This is a genomic window from Micromonospora halophytica (assembly GCF_900090245.1).
Lineage (GTDB): Bacteria > Actinomycetota > Actinomycetes > Mycobacteriales > Micromonosporaceae > Micromonospora > Micromonospora halophytica.
In genome coordinates this window covers 45852-69147 of the sequence record NZ_FMDN01000006.1, presented here as the reverse complement: position 1 = coordinate 69147, position 23296 = coordinate 45852, and the positions used below count along the sequence as shown (strand labels likewise).

The 23296-nt window shown below is 74.2% G+C and carries 25 protein-coding genes and 1 pseudogene; 15 read left to right on the top strand and 11 right to left on the bottom strand.

Annotated elements, in window-relative coordinates; genetic code table 11:
• Window positions 1-26: 26 nt before the first annotated feature.
• On the bottom strand, window positions 27-524 hold the full coding sequence (locus GA0070560_RS11180; protein ID WP_091294616.1) for a GNAT family N-acetyltransferase: 498 nt from the start codon (window positions 522-524) through the stop codon (window positions 27-29).
• Window positions 524-850 carry an ArsR/SmtB family transcription factor gene (locus GA0070560_RS11175; RefSeq protein ID WP_425412625.1) on the bottom strand — a complete coding sequence of 109 codons (327 nt, stop codon included), beginning with the start codon at window positions 848-850 and terminating at the stop codon, window positions 524-526. The genes GA0070560_RS11180 and GA0070560_RS11175 overlap by 1 nt, the downstream gene beginning before the upstream one ends.
• Window positions 851-1004: 154 nt before the next feature.
• On the opposite strand from GA0070560_RS11175, the gene GA0070560_RS11170 reads away from it, so the two are divergent.
• Window positions 1005-1382, top strand: a complete 378-nt coding sequence (locus GA0070560_RS11170) for an ArsR/SmtB family transcription factor (protein WP_091294611.1) — start codon at window positions 1005-1007, stop codon at window positions 1380-1382.
• Between the two features lie 44 nt (window positions 1383-1426).
• Here the strand turns inward: GA0070560_RS11170 and GA0070560_RS11165 are convergent, their stop codons facing one another.
• The gene (locus tag GA0070560_RS11165; protein WP_170839361.1) at window positions 1427-2536 is read right to left on the bottom strand and encodes a flavin-containing monooxygenase; all 1110 of its coding nucleotides are present in this window, start codon (window positions 2534-2536) and stop codon (window positions 1427-1429) included.
• Between the two features lie 62 nt (window positions 2537-2598).
• Between GA0070560_RS11165 and GA0070560_RS11160 the strand changes: the two genes are divergently transcribed.
• The 4 genes from GA0070560_RS11160 to GA0070560_RS11145 all read left to right on the top strand — a co-directional run bounded on the left by GA0070560_RS11160 (window position 2599) and on the right by GA0070560_RS11145 (window position 5169).
• Window positions 2599-2943 (top strand): ArsR/SmtB family transcription factor, encoded by a 345-nt coding sequence (locus GA0070560_RS11160; RefSeq protein WP_211565807.1) that lies wholly within the window; start codon window positions 2599-2601, stop codon window positions 2941-2943.
• Window positions 2944-3011: 68 nt separating this feature from the next.
• Window positions 3012-3698: an arsenate reductase/protein-tyrosine-phosphatase family protein gene (locus GA0070560_RS11155; RefSeq protein ID WP_091294606.1), complete on the top strand. Its 687-nt coding sequence runs from the start codon at window positions 3012-3014 to the stop codon at window positions 3696-3698.
• The gene (locus GA0070560_RS29895; protein ID WP_091294604.1) at window positions 3695-4354 is read left to right on the top strand and encodes an arsenate reductase ArsC; all 660 of its coding nucleotides are present in this window, start codon (window positions 3695-3697) and stop codon (window positions 4352-4354) included. Before GA0070560_RS11155 ends, GA0070560_RS29895 begins: the two co-directional genes overlap by 4 nt.
• Before the next feature lie 113 nt (window positions 4355-4467).
• Window positions 4468-5169, top strand: a complete 702-nt coding sequence (locus GA0070560_RS11145; RefSeq protein ID WP_091294601.1) for a CBS domain-containing protein — start codon at window positions 4468-4470, stop codon at window positions 5167-5169.
• Between the two features lie 11 nt (window positions 5170-5180).
• On the opposite strand, the gene GA0070560_RS11140 is transcribed toward GA0070560_RS11145, so the two are convergent.
• Complete coding sequence (locus GA0070560_RS11140) at window positions 5181-5399, bottom strand: MGH1-like glycoside hydrolase domain-containing protein (RefSeq protein ID WP_245675469.1); 219 nt, start codon at window positions 5397-5399, stop codon at window positions 5181-5183.
• Window positions 5400-5679: 280 nt separating this feature from the next.
• On the opposite strand from GA0070560_RS11140, the gene GA0070560_RS11135 reads away from it, so the two are divergent.
• Window positions 5680-6294, top strand: a complete 615-nt coding sequence (locus GA0070560_RS11135; protein WP_091294599.1) for a methyltransferase domain-containing protein — start codon at window positions 5680-5682, stop codon at window positions 6292-6294.
• A gap of 40 nt (window positions 6295-6334) precedes the next feature.
• A complete protein-coding gene (locus GA0070560_RS11130; RefSeq protein ID WP_091294597.1) occupies window positions 6335-6940 on the top strand; it encodes a class I SAM-dependent methyltransferase in 606 nt (201 codons plus the stop codon).
• Window positions 6941-7002: 62 nt separating this feature from the next.
• Here the strand turns inward: GA0070560_RS11130 and eccB are convergent, their stop codons facing one another.
• Window positions 7003-8388: a type VII secretion protein EccB gene (eccB, locus tag GA0070560_RS11125; RefSeq protein ID WP_091294595.1), complete on the bottom strand. Its 1386-nt coding sequence runs from the start codon at window positions 8386-8388 to the stop codon at window positions 7003-7005.
• A 118-nt stretch (window positions 8389-8506) separates the two neighbouring features.
• Here eccB and GA0070560_RS11120 point away from each other — a divergent pair, with 118 nt between their 5' ends.
• Entirely contained in the window at window positions 8507-9109 is a 603-nt protein-coding gene (locus GA0070560_RS11120) for a class I SAM-dependent methyltransferase (protein ID WP_091294593.1), read from the top strand.
• A 239-nt stretch (window positions 9110-9348) separates the two neighbouring features.
• On the opposite strand, the gene GA0070560_RS11115 is transcribed toward GA0070560_RS11120, so the two are convergent.
• Window positions 9349-9579, bottom strand: coding sequence for an alcohol dehydrogenase catalytic domain-containing protein (locus GA0070560_RS11115; protein WP_211565813.1), 231 nt, complete (start codon window positions 9577-9579; stop codon window positions 9349-9351).
• Window positions 9580-9733: 154 nt separating this feature from the next.
• Here GA0070560_RS11115 and GA0070560_RS11110 point away from each other — a divergent pair, with 154 nt between their 5' ends.
• The 4 genes and pseudogenes from GA0070560_RS11110 (at window position 9734) to GA0070560_RS11095 (ending at window position 13820) form a co-directional block, all read left to right on the top strand.
• Window positions 9734-10447 (top strand): polyamine aminopropyltransferase, encoded by a 714-nt coding sequence (locus GA0070560_RS11110; RefSeq protein WP_091294591.1) that lies wholly within the window; start codon window positions 9734-9736, stop codon window positions 10445-10447.
• An 81-nt stretch (window positions 10448-10528) separates the two neighbouring features.
• A complete protein-coding gene (locus GA0070560_RS11105; RefSeq protein ID WP_091294989.1) occupies window positions 10529-10708 on the top strand; it encodes a hypothetical protein in 180 nt (59 codons plus the stop codon).
• Window positions 10709-10849: 141 nt separating this feature from the next.
• Entirely contained in the window at window positions 10850-11854 is a 1005-nt protein-coding gene (locus GA0070560_RS11100) for a hypothetical protein (protein ID WP_139131477.1), read from the top strand.
• Window positions 11855-12141: 287 nt separating this feature from the next.
• A pseudogene (locus tag GA0070560_RS11095) lies at window positions 12142-13820 on the top strand (long-chain-fatty-acid--CoA ligase).
• A gap of 188 nt (window positions 13821-14008) precedes the next feature.
• Here GA0070560_RS11095 and GA0070560_RS11090 read toward each other — a convergent pair.
• Window positions 14009-14596 carry a DinB family protein gene (locus tag GA0070560_RS11090; RefSeq protein WP_091294985.1) on the bottom strand — a complete coding sequence of 196 codons (588 nt, stop codon included), beginning with the start codon at window positions 14594-14596 and terminating at the stop codon, window positions 14009-14011.
• On the bottom strand, window positions 14587-16395 hold the full coding sequence (locus tag GA0070560_RS11085) for an acyl-CoA dehydrogenase (protein ID WP_245675468.1): 1809 nt from the start codon (window positions 16393-16395) through the stop codon (window positions 14587-14589). The genes GA0070560_RS11090 and GA0070560_RS11085 overlap by 10 nt, the downstream gene beginning before the upstream one ends.
• A 211-nt stretch (window positions 16396-16606) precedes the next feature.
• Here GA0070560_RS11085 and GA0070560_RS11080 point away from each other — a divergent pair, with 211 nt between their 5' ends.
• A complete protein-coding gene (locus tag GA0070560_RS11080; RefSeq protein ID WP_091294585.1) occupies window positions 16607-17185 on the top strand; it encodes a dienelactone hydrolase family protein in 579 nt (192 codons plus the stop codon).
• 99 nt (window positions 17186-17284) lie between these two features.
• Complete coding sequence (locus tag GA0070560_RS11075; RefSeq protein WP_091294583.1) at window positions 17285-18280, top strand: Acg family FMN-binding oxidoreductase; 996 nt, start codon at window positions 17285-17287, stop codon at window positions 18278-18280.
• An 18-nt stretch (window positions 18281-18298) separates the two neighbouring features.
• Here GA0070560_RS11075 and GA0070560_RS11070 read toward each other — a convergent pair whose 3' ends face one another.
• From GA0070560_RS11070 to GA0070560_RS11060, 3 genes are all read right to left on the bottom strand, one after another.
• Window positions 18299-19471: an alanine--tRNA ligase-related protein gene (locus GA0070560_RS11070; RefSeq protein WP_091294581.1), complete on the bottom strand. Its 1173-nt coding sequence runs from the start codon at window positions 19469-19471 to the stop codon at window positions 18299-18301.
• 254 nt (window positions 19472-19725) lie between these two features.
• Window positions 19726-20868, bottom strand: a complete 1143-nt coding sequence (locus tag GA0070560_RS11065) for a fatty acid desaturase family protein (protein ID WP_091294578.1) — start codon at window positions 20866-20868, stop codon at window positions 19726-19728.
• A 15-nt stretch (window positions 20869-20883) separates the two neighbouring features.
• Entirely contained in the window at window positions 20884-21975 is a 1092-nt protein-coding gene (locus GA0070560_RS11060; protein WP_091294575.1) for a ferredoxin reductase, read from the bottom strand.
• Between the two features lie 83 nt (window positions 21976-22058).
• Between GA0070560_RS11060 and GA0070560_RS11055 the strand changes: the two genes are divergently transcribed.
• Window positions 22059-23279, top strand: coding sequence for a PucR family transcriptional regulator (locus GA0070560_RS11055; RefSeq protein ID WP_091294573.1), 1221 nt, complete (start codon window positions 22059-22061; stop codon window positions 23277-23279).
• The last annotated feature ends 17 nt before the right edge of the window (window positions 23280-23296 follow it).

Genomic DNA, 23296 nt, shown 5'->3' with positions numbered 1-23296 from the left:
GCTCCGGTCGTGCCGGCCGGCGCGGGTCAGCCCACGACGGGGCTGCGGCGTTCCAGCAGCATCACGTCGCGCCAACGACCGTGGTGCCGGCCGACCCGCTCCCGGCTGCCGATGACCCGGAAGCCGGCCCGTCGGTGCAGGGCGAGGCTCGCCCCGTTCTCCGGGAAGATCCCGGACTGGATGGTCCAGATCCCGGCCGCCTCGGTGGCGGCGATCAGGGCGTCCAGCAGCAGCGTGGCCACACCCCGCCCCCGCGCGGCGGGGTCGACGTAGACGGAGTGCTCGACCACCCCGGCGTACACCGGGCGGGCCGAGGTCGGTGAGACGGCGACCCAGCCGAGCACGGTGTCGTCGGCGTCGACGGCGACGAAGCGGTGCGCGGCGTGCCGGCCCGCGTCGAACGCCGCCCAGGTGGGCGCGGCCGTCTCGAAGCTCGCATCGCCCCCGTCGAGCCCGGCCTGGTAGATCGCCAGGACCCGCTCGGCGTCCGCGACCGTCATCGGGCGGACGGTGACGCCGGCCATCAGCAGACTCCGTTCGGCTCGGGGGCGGGACGCCCCATGACGACGTCGGCGGCGGAGGGGAAGCAGCCGACGCAGGCGTCGTTGACGCGGTAGTGGCGGGCCGTGCCGACCGGCTCGACCAACACAAACCGCACCTCGGTCAGGATCTTGAGGTGCTGGGAGACGGTCGACTGGGCGAGCCCGACCGCCGCGACGACCTCCCCCACGCTCATCGGCCGGGCGTGCCGGGCCAGGTACTCCACGATCTGCACCCGGGTCGGGTCGGCCAGGGCCCGGAACCAGGACGCGTACGTCCGGGCCGTGTCCCGGTCGAGCAGGTCACCCATCTCCCACCTCATCATCGTCGATCGCCGATTGACGATCGACCCTACCCGGCCATCGCCACCACGCCCGACCGGACCCCCGTCGGCGGACCGCCTGTCTCGACGACCGTCGAATCAGAGACTTGCACGCTGATTAGACAGATGTCAACCTAGACTCATGCCGAAGCAAGGAACGTCGCTCACCATCGCCGACCTGAACGGGGACGCGCCCTGCTGCCCGCCCCTGGCCCGGGGTCGCGTACCGGCCGAGACCGCCGCGGTCCTCGCCCCCGCGTTCAAGGCGCTCGGCGACCCGGTACGGCTGCGACTGATGTCGATGATCGCCTCGGCCGAGGGCGGCGAGGCGTGCGTCTGCGACCTCACCCCCGCCTTCGACCTGACCGGACCGACGATCTCCCACCACCTGCGGACACTGCGCGAGGCGGGCCTGGTGGACGCCGAGCGGCGCGGCACCTGGGTCTACTACCGGGCCCGCCCCGGCATCCTGCGCCAACTGGCGGCACTGCTCACCGTCGAACCCGCCACCGGGCCGTAGCCACCGGCCCGCCACGCCGGACGGCCCGGAGGCGGGCGGGCCGCTCAGCCCGCGTCGCCGCGCCCGGACGCCGGCACACCTGCCCGCCGTCGCGGCCAACGGGACACCTGCCCGGCGAGCGCGGTGATCACGTACGCGGCGTCCCGGCCGACGCCGCGCAGCGTGTTGGAGGCGAAGGACCGCTGGAACTCCAGCCCGAGGTGGACGATCCCCGGACGGCTGGTGGAGACCCCGCCCACCTGCCGGGGTCCACCCCGCCGCGGGGCGCCGAGGGAGTCGAGGTACCCGAGGTCCGGGCGGTAACCGGTGGCGAAGAGGACCGCGTCGACCGGCTCGACGACCCCGTCGCTCCAGACGACGCCGTCGGGGGTGAACGCGGTGAACATCTCCCGGCAGGTGATCAGCCCGGAGGCGAGGGCGGCCCGGTGGACACCGGTGTCGATCACCGCCGGGTGCCGGACGACGCGGCGCAGGACGGCGGCGGGCAGCCGGTCCAGGCCGGTGACGTCCAGCCAGTGGTGCAGGTCCCGGCCACGGATCCGTTGCGGCAGGAACCGCACGGACCCCCTGGTGGCGAGGGTGACCTGCGCGTACGCCGCGATCTCGCGGGCGACCTGGACGGCGGAGTTGCCGGCGCCGACGACCACCACCCGCCGGCCGGCGTACCGGTCGGGCCGGCGGTAGCGGGCGACGTGCCGCAGGTCGCCGGCGAAGTCGTCCTGGCCCGGCAGCCGCGGCAGGTACGGGTTGCCGAAGGATCCGCTGGCGGCGACCACCCCCGCCGCGGCGATCCCCTCCCCCGCCTCGGTGCGGACCAGGTATCCCCCGTCGGGACGCGGGTGCACCGAGCGGACCCGGACCCCGGTGCGGATGTCGACGTCGAGACCGTCGGCGTAGCGGCGCAGGTACGCCACGACCTCATCCCGGCGCGGATACCGGTCCGGGTCGCCGCCGAACGCCATCCCGGGCAGCGCGCTGTAGCGCGCCGGCGAGAAGAGAGTGAGGCTGTCGTAGTAGCCCGGCCAGGAGCCGACCGGCTCCTCACCGGCATGCAGGACGACCGGTCGCAGGCCGGCGGAGCGGGCGGCCCGGGCTGCGACGAGGCCGGACTGGCCACCACCGACGACCACCACAGGTTCGGTTCGCGTAGTCACCAGCAGATCATATCGTCATTTCGTTAAATGACAATATGATGTCGGAGGGAGAAGGTGTGACCATGAGCCAGGCGGCGACCGGACAGTCGGACCCCACGAGCGGGGAGGGCGTCGACACGCCCGTCGGACTGGAACTCCGCACACAGGAGTTCCTGAGGGCCCTGGCCAGCCCCACCCGACAGCGGATCATGATGCTGTTCGCCCGGGGCGCCGAACTGTCGGTGGGCGAGGTCGCCGAGCGTGCGGGGATCAGCCAGGCCACGGCGTCGCAGCAGTTGACGCTGCTGCGACGGGGCCGGGTGGTCACCTCGCGGCGCGACGGGAAGACGGTCTGGTACCGGGCCGACCGTGACGGGGCGCTCGCCGCCCTCGCCGAACTCCAGTCATACCTGACCACCTGCTGCTGACCCCCCACGCGGGCAGCCCGCGCACCCACGCTTGACATCCGGCAGGAATATCAACAAGGATTGACTCAATGAGAATTGAGCTTCATTCCCTGCCCAGGCGGGCCCGGATCCACGCCGCGCTCGGCGAGGCCTCGCGGCTCGCGATCGTGGACGCGCTCACCGTCGGCGACGCCTCGCCCGGCGAGATCGCCCAGGCCCTCGACCTGCCGACCAACCTGGTCGCCCACCACGTGAAGGTGCTCACCGAGGCCGGCCTCGTCGTCAAGGCCCGTTCCGAGGGTGACCGGCGGCGCACCTACCTGCGACTGCGGCCGGAGGCGATGGCCGCGCTCGCCACGCCGCCGCTGCCCGGGGTGGACCGGGTCGTCTTCGTGTGCACGCACAACTCCGCCCGCTCCCAGCTCGCCGCCGCCCTGTGGCGACGTCGTACCCACGGCGCCGCCGCGTCGGCCGGCACCAGGCCGGCGAGCCGGGTCCACCCCCGGGCGGTGGCGGTCGCGAACCGCCACCGGCTGGATCTCGACCCGACCGGCACCGCGCACGTCGGCGACGTCGTCCGCGGCGACGACCTGGTGATCGCCGTGTGCGACAACGCCCACGAGGAACTCACCGGCCCGATCCGCCCCCGGCTGCACTGGTCCGTCCCCGACCCGGTCCGGGCGGACACCGACGAGGCGTTCGAAGCCGCGTACGCCGACCTCGCCGACCGCGTCGACCGCCTCGCCCCCGCCGTCCTCCCCCGGAGCCAGTCATGACCGACACCCGCCCTCACCTGCGCGCCGACCTCTCCGTCGACCAGCAGCTCGCCCTACGCACCGCGGCGACCCGGCTGGCCGCCGAGTTCGACGGCAGCTACGGCGCCGAGACCGTCGAACGGTTCCTGCACGCCAGCTACGACCAGTTCGCCACCGACAGCAGCATCCCCCACTACCTGCCGCTGCTCGCCGAACGCTTCACCCGGCAGCGCCTGCACGCCCTGGCCCGGGTCGAGGGCCACCACCGCGACGGTCGGCCGGTGGTGCTCTTCCTGTGCACCCACAACGCCGGCCGCTCCCAGATGGCCCTCGGGTTCCTGACCCACCTCGCCGGCGACCGGGCGGTGGCCTGGTCCGGCGGCAGCGAGCCCGGCAACCAGGTCAGCCCGGCCGCGGTCGCGGCGATGGCCGAACGGGGCATCGACATCTCGGAGGAGTTCCCCAAGCCGTGGACCGACGAGGTCGTCCGCGCCGCCGACGTCGTGGTCACCATGGGCTGCGGGGACGCCTGCCCGGTCTTCCCCGGCACCCGCTACGAGAACTGGGACCTCGACGACCCGGCCGGGCTCGACCTGGCGGGCGTACGACCGATCCGGGACGAGATCGAACGTCGCGTCCGCCGGCTCCTCGACGAACTGCGGATCACGACACCGTAGCGGGTCGACCGATCCGGGCAGAACGGGACTTCCGGCCCCGCGGCAGGCCCCCTGCGCCCCTGCCCGCCCTCACCCGCGCCGCCTAGCGTCGAGGGCGGAACGAGGAGGTCGCCATGCGGACGTGGCAGGTGCAGGACGTGATGACGACGGAGGTCGCGGCGGTCCGGGAGGGCACCGCGTACCGGGAGATCGTGGACGTGCTGACCGGCCGGCACGTGACCGCGGTGCCGGTGGTGGACGGTGCCCGGCGGGTGCTCGGCGTGGTGTCCGAGGCTGACCTGCTGCACAAGGTGGAACTGCTCGGTCGGCCGCACGAGCGGCGGATCCTCCCGAGCCGGCACGACCGGGAGGCCCGGGCCAAGGCCGGCGCGACCCTGGCCGTCGACCTGATGACCGCTCCGCCGGTCTGCGTCGCCCCCGACGCCACCATCACCGAGGCGGCCCGGATCATGGACCGGTGCCAGGTGAAGCGGCTGCCGGTGACCGACGACCTGGGCCGGCTGGTCGGCATCGTGACCCGGGGCGACCTGATCCGGGTGCACCTGCGCCCGGACGCGGACATCCGCCGGGACGTGGTCGGCGACGTGCTGCACCGGGCGCTCGGCGTCGCCGACGACGCGGTCGACGTGACCGTCCACGGTGGCGTGGTGACCCTCACCGGCCAGCTCGACCGCTGGTCGAGCGTGCACCTGGCGCTGCGCCTGACCGCGCGGGTCAGCGGGGTCGTCGAGGTGGTCGACGCGCTCGGGTACGCCATCGACGACGCGCCGCTGGGCGCGCTGCGCTTCGCCGCCACCCCCGCCGGCATCGCTTGACAGTGCCGGCCTCAGCCCTCGGCGAGGGCGTCGAGCAGCAGCGACGCCGTCCAACTGAACGCCGCCGGACCGAGCCCCGCCCGGGTGTCCGGGTGGAAGTACTCGTGGCAGCCACCGGTGGCCACCAGCTCCAGCGTGGACTCGCGCAGCCCGGCCGCCAGGTCGGGCCGGCCGTGGGTGAGCAGCCCGCGCCAGAGCGGCAAATCGTCACATGTCTTGTTATTTGTCAATCGTCGTCCTCGACGCGCCTTGCGTGCTTCGCAGTCGTCCGCCCCTCCTTCGGGCTGCTCGTCCTTCCCGCCGAGCCCGCTTTCGATGACCGCCCGCACCTGACCGGACACACGGTGAAGCACCCGCTCGATCATGCTGACGGGAAGGCTCGTCGTCCGTAGCATCGTTCGCGGACCCGCGTCGGCGGGTACGGGGGAGGCCGGCGGTACGCGCTGCGCGTGACGCCGGAGGTGCGCCAGCACCACTTGTCCGTATCCGCCACAGGCAAAGGGGCCGGCGATGGATCGCACACGTCAGGACACTCCGGCGAGCACCGAGGGTGAGGACTACACCCGCCGGCTGCAACGTCTCGGCGGCGCCCGCTGGAAGCAGCTCCTCGACGTGCAGGCGCCGTACCGGTGGAATCTGCGTCGCCTGCACCTCGGCCGCACCCTCGACGTGGGCTGCGGGCTCGGCCGGAACCTGGCCAACCTCGGCGGCGACGCGGTCGGGGTGGACCACAACCCGACGTCGGTCGCGCACGCCCGGGCCGCCGGGCACGAGGCGTACACGATCGAGGAGTTCTTCCGCTCCCCGCACGCCCGGCCCGACGCCTTCGACTCGCTGCTCGCCGCACACCTGCTGGAGCACCTCCCCGGCGGCCAGGCGCTGGAGGTCATCTCCTCCTACCTGCCGTTCGTCCGCTCCGGCGGCACCGTCGTCTTCATCACCCCGCAGGAGCGCGGGTACGCCAGCGACGCCACCCACGTCCGGTTCGTCGGCTTCACCGAGGCCGCGGAGGCTGCCCGTGACCTCGGCATGGCCGTGACCCGGCAGTACTCGTTCCCGTTCCCACGGGCGCTCGGCAGGCTCTTCACGTACAACGAGTTCGTCACCGTCGCCCGGGTGGCCTGACCGCCGCGCCGCCCGGCCGGACGGCGGCTACCGTGGCGGCATGGCCAACCCCACCCGCTGGGCGACCGAGACCGGTCCCGGGCACTCGCAGTGGTACATCGACCGTTTCCGCAAGCTTGCCGCCGACGGCGCGGACCTCGCCGGAGAGGCCCGCCTGGTCGACGCGACCGTGCCGCCCGGCTCGCGGATCCTCGACGCCGGCTGCGGCACCGGGCGGGTCGGTGCGGCGCTGGCCGCACGCGGTCACCGGGTCGTCGGGGTGGACGCCGATCCGGCGCTGGTCGAGGCCGCCCGGGCCGACCACCCCGGCCCGCGCTGGCTGGTCGGTGACCTCGCCGAACTGGACCTGGCCGCTGCCGGCGAGCCGGAGCCGTTCGACGCGGCGGTGGTGGCCGGCAACGTGATGGCCTTCGTCGCCCCCGGCACCGAGCAGGCCGTGCTGTCCCGGATCGCCGCGCACCTGCGCCCCGACGGGGTGGTGCTGGTGGGCTTCGGCACCGACCGGGGCTACCGGATCGAGGACTTCGACGCGGACGCCGTCGCCGCGCGGCTGCGCCCCGAGCACCGCTTCGCCACCTGGGACCTGCGCCCCTGGCGCGACGACGCGGACTTCGCCGTCAGCGTGCTGCGCAAGCCCGCGCGGTGACCGGCCGCCCGTCCCACCCCCGTCGACCGGGGCGGACGGGACGCTGACCAGCCCTCCGGACGTCAGGCGGGGGCGGCGACCGCCCGGGCGGCGGCCGGGTCGAGCGGGCTGCCCGCCGGCACCAGGCTGACCAGCCCGGCGGGCAGCCGCAGCGGGCGTACGTCGCGGTAGCCGAGCATCCCCAGCACCTCCGCGTCGGCCAGCACGTACCGCCGGCCCAGGTCGGTGACGACGGAGATCGCGCCGCCGGTGGCGCCGGGCGCCGCGACGGACTCGACGACCGCGCCCCGACCGGGCTCCACCACCACGTGGTCGGCCAGCACCCCGCGCCCGGTGGGGGCGGTACGGGCCACCGCGGTCAGGTCGGGCACCCTCGCCCCGACCCGTACGTCGTCGACCTCACCGTCGTCGCCCACCCGGACGCAGAGCCCGCCGCCGTCGACACCGGCCAGGCGCGGCGGGGCGGTCGGCGGCGCGGCGGGGCCGGTGGAGACGAGGGCGGGCAGCTTCGGCAGCGCGGCGAACCGGCCGAGACTGATCAGCTCGGGCTCGTCCTGGCCGGTGCGGGCCATCAGCAGGGCCGCCTGCAACTCGGTGATGCCGGCCAGGCCGTCCCGCAGGGCGACGGCGTACTGGCGACCACCGCCGGAGTTGCGCACCAGGTAGACGTCGCCGACCGCCGCGCCGGACACCCGGGCCGACCGCTGACCGAGGTCGGGCAGGGCCGGCGGGGCCAGGTCCGCCCCGGCCGGCAGGGAGTTGAGCAACGCCGGCGCGACCGGCACGGCCCGCTCCCGGGTGGCAGCGAGGGCCGCCAGCACCCGGGCGGTGTCACGCAGCAGGTAACGCCGCTCCCGCCAGAGCAGGTGCAGGCTGCCGTCCGGGTGCCGCAGCAGCACCCCCTCCTCGCCGGCCGGGCGTCCGCCGGTGGCGTCCCGCCCGATCAGCAGCGCCGAGCGGGGGGCCGCCCGGTCCGCCTGCGTCGGGACCAGGGAGCAGACCGTCCAGGGGGTCGTCGAGAGCCGTCCCGGTGCGGGCAGCGAGTCCGGTGCGTCGGCGATGCCCAGCGGCAGGCCCCGGGGCACCCCCTCGATGGAACGGCGGGAGACCAGCACGGTGCTGGACCGGTCGGCGCCGATGATCAGCAGCGCCGAGGCGTAGTTGCGCACCGGGTGCAGCTTGCCGTCCCGGTAGACGAACCGGGCGCCGGACTCCTTCTCCACGATCACCGCACCGGGATCGCGCCACTTGCTGCCGCCGCCGGCGAACAGACCGTAGAGGGCGAAACCGCCCAGGGCGATCGCGGCCACCAAAACGCTGGCCAGGCCCGCGCCGGCCAGCCGGCGGAACGGCGACTGCGCCGGGTCGGTCTCCCGCATGACCAGCGCAGCGACCGCCCGCTGGACGGTGAACTGGTACGAGTGCAGCTGGTCCTGCCGCGACGGCATGGTGTCCCTTCCGGCGAGTCGTCGGGGCACAGGATATGCGTTCCGTCGATGTCCCGTGGACCCTGCGTCGCCGGCCGGTCGCACCGTGGGCCGCGCCCGGGTGGCGTATAACCACGGGATGGACAGCAACGACTGGGACGCCCGCTACGCCGCCTCACCGGAGCTGGTCTGGACGGCCGAGCCGAACCGCTTCGTCGTCGAGGCGGTCGCCGACCTGCCTCCGGGTGACGCGCTGGACCTCGCCGCCGGGGAGGGCCGCAATGCGGTCTGGCTGGCCGGGCGGGGCTGGCGGGTCACCGCGGTGGACTTCTCCCCGGTGGCGGTGGACCGCGGCCGGGACCTGGCCGCGCGCCGGGGCGTACCGGTGCGCTGGCGGGTCGGCGACGTCACCACGGACCGCCCCGAGCCCAGCCGGTACGACCTGGTGGTCGTCGCCTACCTGCACCTTCCGCCGGCGCAGTTCGCGGCGGCCCTGGCCGGGGCGCGGGCGGCGCTGCGCCCCGGCGGCACGATCGTCGTGGTCGGGCACGACCGCGCCAACCTCGACGGCGGGGTCGGTGGCCCCCGGGATCCGGAGATCCTGCTGACCCCGGAGGCGGTGGTCGCCGGGCTCGACGGGCTGCCGGTGGAGCGGGCCGACACCGTCCGCCGGACGGTCACCGTGGACGACACGACCAGGGACGCGCTCGACACGCTGGTGGTGGCCCGCCGGCCAGCCTGACCCCCGCAGGGGTGACCCGGCCGCAGCCACGATCGCAGCCGCAGCGGCAGCGGCAGCGGCAGCGGCCGGGAGGATGCCGCTGGGGCGCTACGGACTTGATGGCGAATCTGGATCAGATCGCCGGAGGCGGCGATCCACGTCTGCGATCAGGTCGGTAGCGGGGTCCGACACACCCCCCGGCCTCCCGCGCACCGTGCCCCGGGAGGCGGCGACGCAGGGCCGAGATGGGCCCGGCGTGGTCAGGGGCGCAGGTGAAGACGGTCGATGACCCCGGCCACCTCGTGGTCCAGGGTCACCGCGTCGTCGGGCAGGTAGAGCGGGGTGAGGGTGCCGTCGATCAGGTGCACGTCGGAGAGGCACACGCCGGCCGCGGCCACCTTGATCCTTACCTGCCCGTGGCCGGGCTCGGGCATCGGCACCGTCTCCACCCGCAGCGCCCGGTCGGTCACGTGCAGCCGTCCGGCCAGCATCTCCGCCACCACAGCTCTCCTCCGTCCACCGGCATCCCGATCTTCACCCGGGTACCGGGGGTGGCGGCGGGACGCGTGCCGCACCGGAAATCCGCGCGGTTCCCGCCCGCACCGGTAGCATCCCGGCACGACAGGCGACGGCGAGGAGGCCGGGGTGGGCGCGCGTTTCGAGGAACTGGCCTGGCGGGAAACCCCGATCGGCACGATAAGCCTGCGCCGACGCCGCGACCCGGCACTCGACGTCGACGTGTACGAGGTGAAACTCGACGACGATTTCCTGATGTCCAGCCTCTTCCCCGTGGCCGAGATCGAGCTGGCCCGGCTGGGCCTGGCGCCGCTGGGCGGCAACGACCTCGACGTGGCGGTCGGCGGGCTCGGCCTCGGCTACACCGCCCGCACCGCGCTGGAGGACCCCCGGGTCCGGTCCCTGGTGGTGGTGGAGGCGATCGAGGACGTGATCGACTGGCACCGCCGGCAGCTGCTGCCGTTCGCCGCAGGGCTGGCGCCGGACCCGCGTACCCGGTTCGTGCGGGCCGACTTCTTCGCCGCGGTGGCCGACGGCGACGGCCTCGACCCGGAGCAGCCGGGCCGCCGGTTCCACGCCGTGCTGCTGGACGTCGACCACTCCCCCCGGCACGTCCTGCACCCCAGCCACGCCCCGTTCTACACGCCCGACGGGCTGCGCCGGCTGGCCGAGCTGCTGCACCCGGAGGGAGTGTTCGCGCTCTGGTCGGACGACCCGCCGGACGCCGACTTCGGCCGGGTGCTCGCCGAGGTGTTCCCGACCTCGCAGGCCCACGTCGTCGGATTCGCCAACCCGCTCACCGGGGGCGAGTCGGCCAACACGGTCTACGTGGCCCGTCGCTGACCTGGCCTTCCCACCCCTTTCCCGGCATGTCGCGCGGCCCGCCGGGAAGGCAGCCGGCAACTCGTCAGAAGGGTGCTGGACATGCGGGCCATGCTCTGGGTCATCGGCGTCGTCGGCGGCGCGCTCATCCTGCTCGGGCTGCTCCTGGAGGTGGCCCGCTGGCTGGTCGTCATCGGGGCGATCGCGCTGGTCGCGGTGATCGTGCTGGCGTTCGTGCGGGGCCGGCAGATGATGCAGCGCCACTCCCCCGGCCGGCGCTGACCCGGCGGCCGTACCGGGTGCGTCTGCGGCGGGGACGCATGTCGGCAAGCCGACAGGACCGCAACCGTGCGGGCCGGTCGGGCGTGGGTCGGTCATGACTCGACGCCCGGCACCACCGGGCCCGACACGGGGAGCACCCTCATGGCCCACCTCGCTCGACGCATGATGCTGGCGGCAGCCGTCGCCGGACTGCTGTCCACCTCTCTCGGTGTGGCCGGCTCCGGGGCGGCCTCTGCCGCGCCCAGGACCGCCGCCCGCGCCTGCACCATCACCACCCTGCCGTTCCCTGCCGACGTCTACCGCGCCGACGCGCAGGCCGTCGACCCGACCGGCCGGTTCGCCGCCGGCACGGCCCTGCGGGTCGGCGAGGAGGGCAACCAGCTGATGCTGCTGGTCTGGGCCCGCGGGCGGCTCACCACCGTGGAGTCGCCGCTGGCCGACTCGGTGGCGGACGTCAACGCCCACGGCGTGGTGGTCGGCAACGGCTGGATCGGCGGCCACGCCCGGCCGTGGGTCTACCGGGACGGAAAGATCGAACTGCTGCCGACCCCGTCCGGCTACGCCGCGGCGGCGGCGATCAACAAGGCGGGTGACATCGTCGGCTGGGGCGAGGAGCCCGGAATCTGGCGGAAGGTGCCGCTGCGCTGGCCGGCGGCCCGCCCCGGCACGGTGGAGGTGCTGGAGGCTCCGGCCGAGGCCACGCCGGTGGGGATCACCCGGAACGGCACCGTCGTCGGTTCCGCCGGGGACTTCGCGGAGTGGACCGGCTGGGTGCGGTACCCGGACGGCCGGGTGGAGGAGCTGACCGTGCCGGGCGCACGATCGTCGGTCGTCCATGCCGCGGAGGGGCACTGGGCGGTCGGTCGGGTCGACCTCGGTGAGGCGAACACCGTGAAGGTGCGGTGGAACCTGCGGGACCGTTCCTGGTCGCGGCTGGCCGACGAGTTGCCCTGGGTGGTGGACGTCAACGCCCGCGGGGTTGTGGTCGGTGGTGACCGCGTCGTCCGGGGTACCTCCTCCCGGGTCCTGCCCGGCGGTGGTGACCGGGTGGGTGTCGGCACGCGCGCCATCGCCGACACCGGCGCGATCGTCGGGTTCCGCAACGACGACGGCCGGGTGACGCCGGTGCGCTGGACCGGCTGCTGACGCCGGCCTGACGGGCGGCACCGGGCCGGGCATCGCCGACCAGCGACGCCCGGCCCGGTGCGCACCCCGAGGGGTCACCCTCCGCACCGGTGCGGCGACTTGCGGTACGGGCGGTGACGCGCCTCCGGCGCCGTGCGGTGCTGCACCACCGCACGGCGCCGGGGGGCGGGCGACGAGCGCCGACTCGCCGCACCTACGCCACCGTAGGTTACCGGCCCGTAAGTTACGCTGGGAGTACGGCGCCGGTGCACCGGCCGGCGCGGCCACCACCGGCGACAGGAGACCCGATGGACCTGACCGAGCGGCCCTGGCTGCGCAGTTACGCCCCGGACGTCCCGGCCACCATCGCGCCGTCGGACGAGTCGCTGGTCGATCTGCTGCGCTCCGCGGCCCGTCGGTTCGGTCCCCGGGTCGCTCTCGACTTCTTCGGCGCCACCACCACGTACACCGAACTGGACGCCCAGGTGGCGCGCGCCGCCGAGGCGTTGCGCCGGCTCGGGGTGGGCGCGGGCGACCGGGTGGCGCTGGTGCTGCCGAACTGCCCGCAGCACGTGGTGGCCTTCTACGCCGCGCTGCGCCTCGGCGCGGTGGTGGTCGAACACAACCCGCTCTACACCGCGCAGGAGCTGGCCCACCAGCTCGCCGACCACGGCGCCCGCGTCGCCGTGGTCTGGGACAAGGTCGCGCCGCTGGTGCGCGGGGCGGGCGCGGTGCAGACGGTCGTCGCGGTGGACCTGAGCCGGGCACTGCCCCGGCTCAAGCGGTGGGCGCTGCGGCTGCCGCTGCCGAAGGCCCGCGCCGCCCGGTCGGCGATGACCGCCCCAGCGCCGGGCGCGCTGAGCTGGGACACGCTGCTGGCCGACGCCGCACCGCTCGCCGCCGACCATCCCGCGCCGGGTCCGGACGACACGGCGCTGCTGCAGTACACCGGTGGCACCACCGGCACCCCGAAGGGCGCCATCCTCACCCACCGCAACCTGCGGGCCAACGCCGCGCAGGGCCGCGCCTGGGTGCCGGGCCTGCGCGACGGCGAGGAGACGGTGTACGCCGTGCTGCCGCTGTTCCACGCGTACGGGCTGACGCTCTGCCTGACCTTCTCGGTGGACATCGGCGCGACCCTGGTGCTGCTGCCCCGCTTCGACGTCGACCAGGTGCTCGACGCGGTCCGCCGCCGCCCGCCGACGTTCCTGCCCGCCGTCCCGCCGATCTACGAGAAGCTCGCCACGGCGGCCCGGGAGCGGGGCGTCGACCTCACCTCCGTCCGGTACGCGATCTCCGGGGCGATGGCCCTGCCGCCGTCGACCGTCGAGCTGTGGGAGTCGGTGACCGGCGGCCTGCTGGTCGAGGGGTACGGCATGACCGAGACCTCTCCGGTGGCGCTGGGCAACCCGGTCTCCCCGGCCCGCCGGCCGGGCACCGTGGGGGTGCCGTTCCCCTCCACCGAGGTCCGCATCGTCGATCCGGAGGACCCGTCCGTGGACCGGGCCCCGGGCGAGGCCGGCGAACTGCTGATCCGGGGCCCGCAGGTGTTCTCCGGCTACTGGAACCGCCCGGAGGAGACCGAGGCGGTGCTGCTGCCCGGCGGCTGGCTGCGTACCGGCGACGTGGTGGTGATGGACACCGACGGCTTCGTCCGCGTGGTCGACCGGATCAAGGAGCTGATCATCACGGGCGGCTTCAACGTCTACCCGTCCGAGGTGGAGGACGCCCTGCGCCGCGTGCCCGGGGTGCTCGACGCGGCGGCGGTGGGCCTGCCCGGGGAGCACGGCGGCGAGGAGGTCGTGGCGGTCGTGGTGCTGCACGAGGACTGCGTCACCGGCCCGGACGGCCTGCGCACCGCGTGCCGGCAGCACTGACGGCGTACAAGGTGCCGCGCCGGGTGGTGGTGGTCGAAGAGCTGCCCCGCTCGCAGATCGGCAAGATCCTGCGCCGCGAGGTCCGCGAACGGCTGCTCGCGCAGGGCTGAGCATGCCGGCCCAGAACCGCGCCAGGCGAGCCGGATCGCGGGCGTCGCTCAGGACGGCGTCCGCCCATCGCCTGGCCGCGCCGCCCTCGACGCTCGCTCCTCCCTCACCCACGACGTAGGCCGGTGTAGATCGAGACGTGCGCTCTGTGCTTCGGTCAGCGCGCCGACCGTACGCTGAGGAAGGTCCGTCACGCGATGGTGGGATCGGGCGCCTTGGCGGCCCGCTCGATCTCCGCGCGCCTGGCCTGCCAGAAGGACGCGTCGTGCTCCCGGTCGACGTGCGCGGCCACTGTCCCTGCCGACCCGTCGAGCTGTTCGCGCAGGATATCGGCGTGTCCGGCGTGCCGGCTCGTCTCGGTGAGCACGTGGACCAGGATGTTGAACAGCTTGACCTGCGGACGCGGCCACCAGGGCACGTGACCGGGCGCATCGACAGGCAGGGCGGTGATCGTCGCGTCTGAGTGCTGCCACACGCGACGGTAGCGGTCGGTGATCTCCTCGCGCGTCTCGTGCTCGGTCGCCCACATCTCGGTGTCGCTCGCCTGGACGTCGTCCCAACGGGGCAGAGCCTCCGGGAACGGCCGCCCGAAGACCTCGCCGAGGTACCGGGCCTCCCATATCGACAGATGTTTGACCAGACCGAGAAGATTGGTGCCGGTCACGGTCAAAGGGCGACGGATGTCGTACTCACCGAGCCCGTCCAGCTTCCACAGGATCGCTCCGCGCGCGTCTCGCAGATCCTCGTGCAGGAGCGTGCCGCGGACGGTCAGAACCAGTCCTCCCGCATCTCCAGCGTGGTGCGGTCCAGGCTGTCCAGCAGGTCGAACTGCGGCCCGGTCCGGGGCAGCTCGTGGCGGAAGAAGTACCGGGCCGCCTGCCGCTTGCCGGCGTAGAAGTCCGCGTCGACGCCCGCAGGCGCGGCGTCGATGGCCAGGAGCTGTTCCAGCCACATCCAGGCGACCACGACGTGCCCGACGGCCTCCAGGTAGACGCTGGCGTTGGCCAGGGCGAGGGCCGGGTCCCCGCTGCCCCACAGCCGGCGGGTGGTGGCGGCGATCCGGTCCACCGCCGTGCCGAGCCGCGCGGCCAGCTCGGCCGCCTCCCCGTCGGCCTTCCAGGCCCGGCTCACCGTCGCGCCGATCGTCTCCAGCAGCAGGGCCAGCCCGGCGCCGCCGCCCATGGTGGCCTTACGGCCGAGCAGGTCCAGCGCCTGGATACCGTGGGTGCCCTCGTGGATCGGGTTGAGCCGGTTGTCCCGCCAGTGCTGCTCGACGTCGTAGTCGCGGGTGTAGCCGTAGCCGCCGTGCACCTGGATGGCGAGGTCGTTGGCGGCCAGGCACCACTGCGACGGCCAGCTCTTGGCGATCGGGGTGAGCATGTCCAGCAGCAGGTGGGCCCGCTCACGGTCGGTGACCTCCGGGGCGGTCCGCTCCTCGTCGAGCAGCCGCCCGCAGTAGAGCACCAGGGCCAGCGCACCCTCCACGTAGCTCTTCTGGGCCAGCAGCATCCGGCGTACGTCGGTGTGGGCGACGATGGGCACCTGCGGTGCGGTGGGGTCCTTGTCGGCGGTCGGGCGGCCCTGGGGGCGCTGCCGGGCGTACGCCAGCGACTTGAGGTAGCCGGTGTAGCCGAGCGCGGTGGCGCCCGCCCCCACCCCGATGCGGGCCTCGTTCATCATGTGGAACATCTGGGCCAGGCCCTGGTGCGGGGGGCCGACCAGGTGGCCGACCGCGCCGGGGCGGCCGTCGGGCCGGTGCACCCCCTCGCCGAAGTTGAGCAGGGTGTTGGTGGTGCCCCGGTAGCCCATCTTGTGGTTGAGGCCGACCAGCGTCACGTCGTTGCGGGCGCCGAGCGCGCCGTCCGGCCCGACCAGGGTCTTCGGTACGACGAACAGCGAGATGCCCTTCACCCCGGCCGGCCCGCCGGGGATCTTGGCGAGCACCAGGTGCACGATGTTCTCGGCCAGCTCGTGGTCCCCGCCGGAGATCCACATCTTGGTGCCGAAGAGGCGGTACGTCCCGTCGTCCTGCGGCTCGGCCCGGGTGGTGATGTCCGCCAGCGAACTGCCCGCCTGCGGCTCGGACAGGCACATGGTGCCGAAGAACCGGCCCTGCACCATCGGCCGCACGTAGGTGTCGACCTGCTCGGCGCTGCCGTGGGCGAGCAGCAGGTTGGCGTTGCCCAGAGTCAGGAACGGGTACGCCGAGGTGCCGACGTTGGCGGCCTGCAGGAAGCCGAAAGCCGCGGCGGAGACGACGTGCGGCAACTGCATGCCGCCGACGGCCTCGTCCATGCTGGCGGCCAGCAGCCCGGTCCGGGCGAAGACGTCCAGCGCGGCCTTGACCTGCGGGATCATCCGCACCCGCCCGCCGGAGACGGTCGGTTCGCTGGTGTCCGCCGCCCGGTTGTGCGGGGCGAACTGCTCGACGGCCAGCCGCTCGGCGAGGTCCAGCACGTCGTCGAAGGTCTCCCGGGAGTGTTCGGCGTAGCGGGGGCGCTCGGTGAGCCGGCACACGTCGAGCCACTCGTACAGCAGGAAACGCAGGTCACGACGGGACAGCAGGGTGGACGACACGGCTCTCCTTCCGGGCGCGGCGCCGTCAGCCGCGACGCAGCCCGGCGATCGCCTCCGCCAGGTCATCCTGGCTGATCGGGCCGGCCGGCGCACCCTCGGTGGCCTCGCGCATCATCCCGTGTCCCGTCGTACGTCCACGTCCCTCGTCTGTCGGACCCCTGCTCCATGATGGCCGCGAGGCGGGAGCGACCCGCCCGGGAGAGGGGCACCGATGGCCGAGGTCCTGCTGTTCCACCACGCGCTCGGGTTGACGCCCGGGGTCCGCCACTTCGCCGCGACGCTGCGGCGGGCCGGGCACACCGTCCACCTGCCCGACCTGTACGACGGACGGGTCTTCCCCGACCTCGCGCAGGGCATCGCCCACGCCCGGGAGGTGGGGTTCGGCACCCTGCTCGAACGGGGCCGGCGTGCCGCCGACGGGCTGCCCGCCGGGCTCGTGCACGCCGGCTTCTCCCTCGGGGTCGTGCCGGCGCAGGCGCTGGCCCAGACCCGTCCCGGCGCGAAGGGCGCGCTGTTCGTCGATGCCTGCCTGCCGCCCTCGGAGTTCGGCGACGGATGGCCGGCGGGGGTGCCGGTGCAGATTCACGGCATGGACGCGGACACGCTCTTCGTCGACGACGGCGACCTCGACGCCGCCCGCGCCCTGGTCGAGGCGACGCCGCAGGCCGAGCTCTTCCTCTACCCCGGCAAGGAGCACCACTTCGCCGACGACAGCCTCCCGTCGTACGACGCCGCCGCCGCGACGCTGCTGACCACCCGGGTGCTCGGCTTCCTCGCCACGATCGGCTGACCCTCGCCGGTGCGGGTCGGGGGTCCCACCCTCCGGGTCCGTTCGGCCCTGTCGGCGCCCGGCGGGCCGGGGCAGGGTGGGGGGAGGAGGTGTTTCCCGATGACCCAGCCGTCCACCACCACGGGCCAGGCGCCGACCGTCCGCGAGCTCGAGGCCGCCGCCCGGTTGTCCCTGTACGCCCCGTCGGTGTTCAACACCCAACCCTGGCGCTGGCGGGTCACCCCGACCGCGCTGGAGCTGCGCTCCGACGGGTCCCGGCAGCTCGCCACCACCGACCCGGACGGCCGGCTGCTCACCCTGAGCTGCGGCGCGGTGCTGCACCACGCCCGGGTGGCGCTGACCGCCGGCGGCTGGACGGTCACCGTGGAGCGGCTGCCCGACCCGGCCGACCCAGGGCTGCTGGCCCGGGTGCGGGCCACCGGGCGGGGGACGCTCGACCTGGCCGCCGCGCGGCTGATGGACGCCATCCCCCGACGGCGCACCGACCGGCGGGCGTACGGCGACCGCCCGGTGCCGACGGAGCAGCTGTCCCGGCTGCGCGCGGCGGTCGAGGCGGAGGGGTCGCACCTGCATCTGGTCCGGCCGGACCAGATGCCGATGCTGGCCGTGTCCACCGCCCGGGCCGGCGACGCCGAGCTGGCCGACCCGGCGTACCGGGAGGAGCTGCACCGGTGGACGCACCGCCCGGAGTCCAGCGGCGACGGCGTCCCCGCGGCGACCGCTGTGCGCCCGGCGCCCCGCCGGGTGCCGGTACGCGACCACGCCCCGGGTGAGGCGGCGGGCCTACAGGCCGGCGCGGACTTCGACCGGGGCGCGGCGTACGTGATCCTCTTCGGTGACCGGGACGACCCGGCGGGCTGGCTGCGCGGCGGCGAGGCGCTGTCCGCGCTGCTGCTCACCGCGACCGCCGAGGGCCTGTCCACCGCGCCGATCAGCGACACCATCGAGCTCGCCTGGCCGCGCCGGATGATGCGGGAGCTGCTCGCTGACGTCGGGGAGCCCTACCTGGTGGTCCGGGTGGGCTGGGGCCAGCCGGCCGCTGACCTGCCGACGGCACCGCGACGGCAGGCCGACGAGGTCATCGAGGTGGTCTGACCGGCTGCCGCCGGCCGGTCAGCCGGCCCCGCCGAGCAGGCCGTCGACCAGGTCGCGCGGCAGCCCGTGGGTGTCGTGCAGCCAGCGGTAGTCCGCGTCGCCCAGCGGTCCCCGCGACCGCAGCCGCGCCACGATCGGCCGCCCGCGGCCGACCAGTCCGCGGAAGCGGCGCTCCTCGTCGGCGAGGACGTCGCGCAGCGCGGCGATGTCGCCGCGCTGGCGGAACCGGCGCAGCGTGTCCCCGGACAACCCGGGCGGCAGGTCGGTCAGCGTCCGGGACGGGTCGTCGCGCCACAGCACGGTCAACGCCCGGCGGACCAGCCGGCGCAGCACGTACCCCCGTCCGGTGGCCGACGGCCGCACGCCGTCGCCGAGCACCACGACGGCGGAGCGCAGGTGGTCGCAGACGACCCGGAGCGACACCTCGTCCAGGGGCCACCGGTCGCCGACGGCGTCGACCCAGGGCCGCAGCCCCGCGCCCTCGTAGACCGACCGGTCGCCCCGCAGCACCATCTCCAGCCGTTCCAGGCCCATCCCGGTGTCGATGTTCGGCTGCGGCAGTGTCGTGAGCCGGCCGTCGGGGTGCCGGTGGTGGCGCATCTGCACGTGGTTCCACACCTCGGTCCACCGGTCGTCGGTGCCGGGGGTGCCGGTGGGCGGGCCGTCGCCGGTCCACACGAAGATCTCCGAGTCCGGCCCGCACGGCCCGGTCGGGCCGTTGGACCACCAGTTGTCGTCGCCGGTCTCCTCGACCGGGACGCCGAGTTCCGTCCAGGTCCGCCACGCGGTCTCGTCGGGGCCGACCTGGTCGTCGCCGCCGAAGACGGTCGCGTGCAGCCGGCCCGGGTCGAGGCCGAAGCCGTCGACGAGCAGTTCGTGCCCCCAGCGCAGGCTCTCGGCGATGCCGTAGTCCCCGAGCGACCAGGAGCCGAGCATGTCGAAGACGGTCAGGTGGGTGCGGTCGCCGACCTCGTCCAGGTCGGTGGTGCGCAGGCAACGCTGGACGTTGACCAGCCGCCGGCCGCCCGGGTGGGGCCGCCCCTCGAGGTAGGGCGTCAGCGGATGCATCCCGGAGGTGGTGAAGAGCACCGGGTCGCCCGGCGGCGGGACCAGCGTGCTCTCCGGCGCGTCGCGGTGTCCGCGCCGGTGGTGGTGGTCGAGGAAGGTGTGCAGGATCTGCTCGGGTGTCATGGCGGTGGCCTTCCGGTGGGCGCGACCGGAGGCGGTCCGCCGCCCCGGGCAGGACGCCTGGGCAGACAGCACGAAGCCGGCGGACCGTTTCCGGTCGCCGGCTGTCGAGGGTCAGGAGATCAGGCGGCGGCAACCGGCGAGCGGGAAGCTCGCGCGGCCGCGGCGGTGCTGCGCCTGATCTGCATGCCTGCGACGGTACCGCGACGACGGTGCCGCCGCCCACCGGTTTACGGCGGGACGGCGGCGTCGGTGGCTCAGGCCCCGCTGGGGGCGAGGGCGCGGGTGGACAGGTCGTCCACCGGCTGCGCGGTCCCGCGGTTGGGCAGCGAGAGCCGGATGACCTTCCACCAGGCGGAGGCGACCTGCTTGGGCAGCGGCCCGGTGGTGTACCTCAGCCCGTACCGGTCGAACAGCGCCCGCACCTGCGGGGCGATCTCCTGGTAGCGGCAGCTGGGCAGGTCGGGGAAGAGGTGGTGCTCGATCTGGAACGACAGGTTGCCGGTCATGATGTGCATCAGCCGGCTGCCGCTGATGTTGGCCGAACCGAGCATCTGCCGCAGGTACCAGTCGCCGCGCGTCTCGCCCTCGATCGACGTCTTCTCGAAGGTCTCCACGCCCTGCGGGAAGTGCCCGCACATGATCACCGAGTGGCTCCACAGGTTGCGGACCAGGTTGGCGGTGAAGGTGGCGGCCAGGGTGGTGAGGAAGGACGGGCCGGAGAGCAGCGGGTGGATCACGTAGTCCTTGAGCACCTGGCGTCGGATCTTGCGGCCGACCGCGCGGGCCCGGGCCCGGAACTCGGGGGCCTTGTGCCGGCCCTTGCGCAGGTTGCGGCCCAGTTCCAGGTCGTACGCGGCGATGCCGTACTCGAAGAAGCAGGCGTTGACGAGGTTCCACAGCGGCTGGCCGAGGTGCATCGGGTGCCACTTCTGGTCCTCGTCGACCCGCATGATGCCGTACCCGAGGTCGTTGTCCTTGCCGAGCACGTTGGTGTACGTGTGGTGCAGCTCGTTGTGCGAGTGCTTCCACTGGTCGGCCGGGGAGACGTGGTCCCACTCCCAGGTGGTGGAGTGGATCTTCGGGTCCCGCATGAAGTCGTACTGGCCGTGCAGGATGTTGTGGCCGATCTCCATGTTCTCGAGGATCTTGGCGATGGAGAGGCCCAGGGTGCCGACCACCCAGGCCGGCGGGAAGAGCGAGAAGAGCAGCACCGCGCGGCTGCTCATCTCCAGCGTCCGCTGGGTCTTGATGACCTTGCGGATGTAACGGGCGTCCGACTCGCCACGCTCGGCGAGGACCCGGTCCCGGATCGCGTCGAGCTCCTTGCCGATGATCTCGATGTCCTCGGCGCTCAGGTGCGCGATCGGGTTGTCCGGCTTCTTCTGGATGACAGTCACGTCCGGCCTCCGGTCTTACAGATCGATGTCGCAGGTACCGGCCGCCGCCGACACGCAGGTCTGGATGAGGACGCCGTCACCGGGGACGGCGGTGGTGAGCTCACCGTTGCGCAGGTCCCGCACCGCGCCCTGGCGCAGCGGCAGGACACAGCCGTAGCAGATGCCCATCCGGCAGCCGGACGGCATGAGCGCCCCGGCGGCCTCCCCGGCCTCCAGGATCGGGGTGGCGCCGTCGGCCTGCACGGTGAGACCGGCCCGGGTGAAGGTGACGGTGCCGCCCTCCCCCGGCGAGATGACGGTGGGCCGGAACCGTTCGGTGTGCAGCCGGTCACCGGCGCCCGCCGCCTCCCAGTGCGCCTCGACCGCGTCGAGCATCCCCACCGGCCCGCAGGCCCAGGTCTCGCGCTCCAGGTGGTCTCCGACCAGCCCGGCCAGCTCCTCGACGCCGAGCAGCCCGTCGCTGTCGGTGTGCCGTTCGACCAGCCGGATCGCGCCCCGCGCGGCGAGGGCCCGCAGCTCGGCGCCGAAGACCACGTCGGCGCCGGTGGGCGCGGAGTGCACCACGACCACGTCGGAGCGGGTGTGCGCGCCGGCGCGCAGCATCCCCATCACCGGGGTGATGCCGCTGCCGGCGGTGAGGAAGAGGACCCGGGCGGGGGCGGGGTCGGGCAGGACGAAGTCGCCCTGCGCCTGGTCGAGCTGGACGATCGTGCCGGGGCGCAGCCGCCGGACCAGGTGGTTGCTGACCTTGCCGTCTGCGATCGCCTTCACGGTCACGCTGATCCGGCCGTCGGGGCGGCCCGGCGCCGAGGTGAGCGAGTACGCCCGCCACTGCCGGACCCCGTCCACGTCGACACCGAGGCGCACGTACTGGCCAGGGGTGTGCCCGCGCCAGTCGCGGCCGGGCTGGATGGTGAGCGTGGCGGCGTCGGGGGTCTCGGGGTCGACGGCGACGACGCGCCCGCGCAGTGCGGCGCCGGCGCGCAGCGGCGCGACCAGGTCGAGATAGTCCCCCGGCAGCAGCGGGGTGGTGACCGTCTCGGCGAGCCGGAGCAGCCGGTCCCGGACGGAGGTCCGCGCCGGGGGACGCGGGACGGTGGTGGTCATACTCCCAGAGTGCTCGCCGGTGTGGATAAACTCTTGACCAGCGAAGGTGAATTGGGCACGGATTTTTGTTCGGAGAGAACAACATGACCGACCATTCCGCGGGTACGTCCCACCGGGCGGCCCACCTGGAGCTGGACGAGCAGGTGGCCGACCGGCTGCGTGGACGGCTGCCGGTGGTCGCCGAGCGCACCGTCACCGCGATCACCGCCGAGGTCCCCGACTACTCCGGCACCCTCACCGGCCAGATGCGCGACAAGATCGAGAACGCGGTACGCATCGCGCTCGGCACGTTCCTGCAGCTCATCGAACGGGCCGGCGAGTCGGACCCGAGCACCCCGCTGAACCGGGCGCTGGAGGCGGCGTACGCGCTGGGCAGCGGCGAGGCCCGCTCGGGGCGGAGCATGGACGCGCTGCTGGCCGCGTACCGGGTGGGGGCCCGGGTGGCCTGGCGGGAGGTCTCCACCACCACGGTGCGCAGCGGCCTGTCCGCCGAGACCGTCGCCGAGTTCGCCGAGCTGATGTTCGCCTACATCGACGAGCTGTCGGCCGCCAGTGTGGCCGGGCACGCCGACGAGCTGGCCAGCGCCGGGCGGGTCCGGCGCCGCTACCTGGAACGGCTCACCCAGCAACTGCTCGCCGGCGAGCCGGAGGACGTGCTGCACCGCAGCGCCGAGCGGGCCGAGTGGCCACCGCCGCGGACGCTCACCGTGGCGGTGCTGCCCCGCAGCAACCTGCGCTCGGTGCTCGCCCTGCTCAGCCCGCACACGCTGGAGAGCGGCGAGGACCTGCCCGGGATCGAGCTGGCCGAGGAGTCGGCCGTGCTGCTCGTCCCGGACATGCACGGCGCGCGCCGGCGGCGGCTGGTCACCGTGCTGCACGGGCACCGGGCCGCCCTCGGCCCGGCCCGGGGATGGACCCGGGTGGCCGGGTCGTACCAGCGGGTGCTGCGCACGCTGGCGCTCGGGCTGGAGCAGCCGTCTGGCGGGGCCCCGCTGGACACCGAGGCGCACCTGTCCCGGCTGGTGCTCAGCACCGACCCGGAGGCCCTGGCCGACCTGCGCGAGCAGGTGCTGAGCCCGCTGGCCGAGCTACCCCCGGCGACCGCCCAGCGGCTCGCCGAGACGTTGCGCTCGTGGCTGCTGCACCAGGGACGGCGCGACGACGTGGCGGCGGACCTCTTCGTGCACCCGCAGACCGTCCGCTACCGGATGGGCCGCATCCGCGAGCTGTACGGCGAGCGCCTCAACGACCCGGGGACCGTGCTCGACCTGACCCTGGCGCTGGCCCACCTGCCGGCGGAGTAGGGCGGCCCGCCCGGACG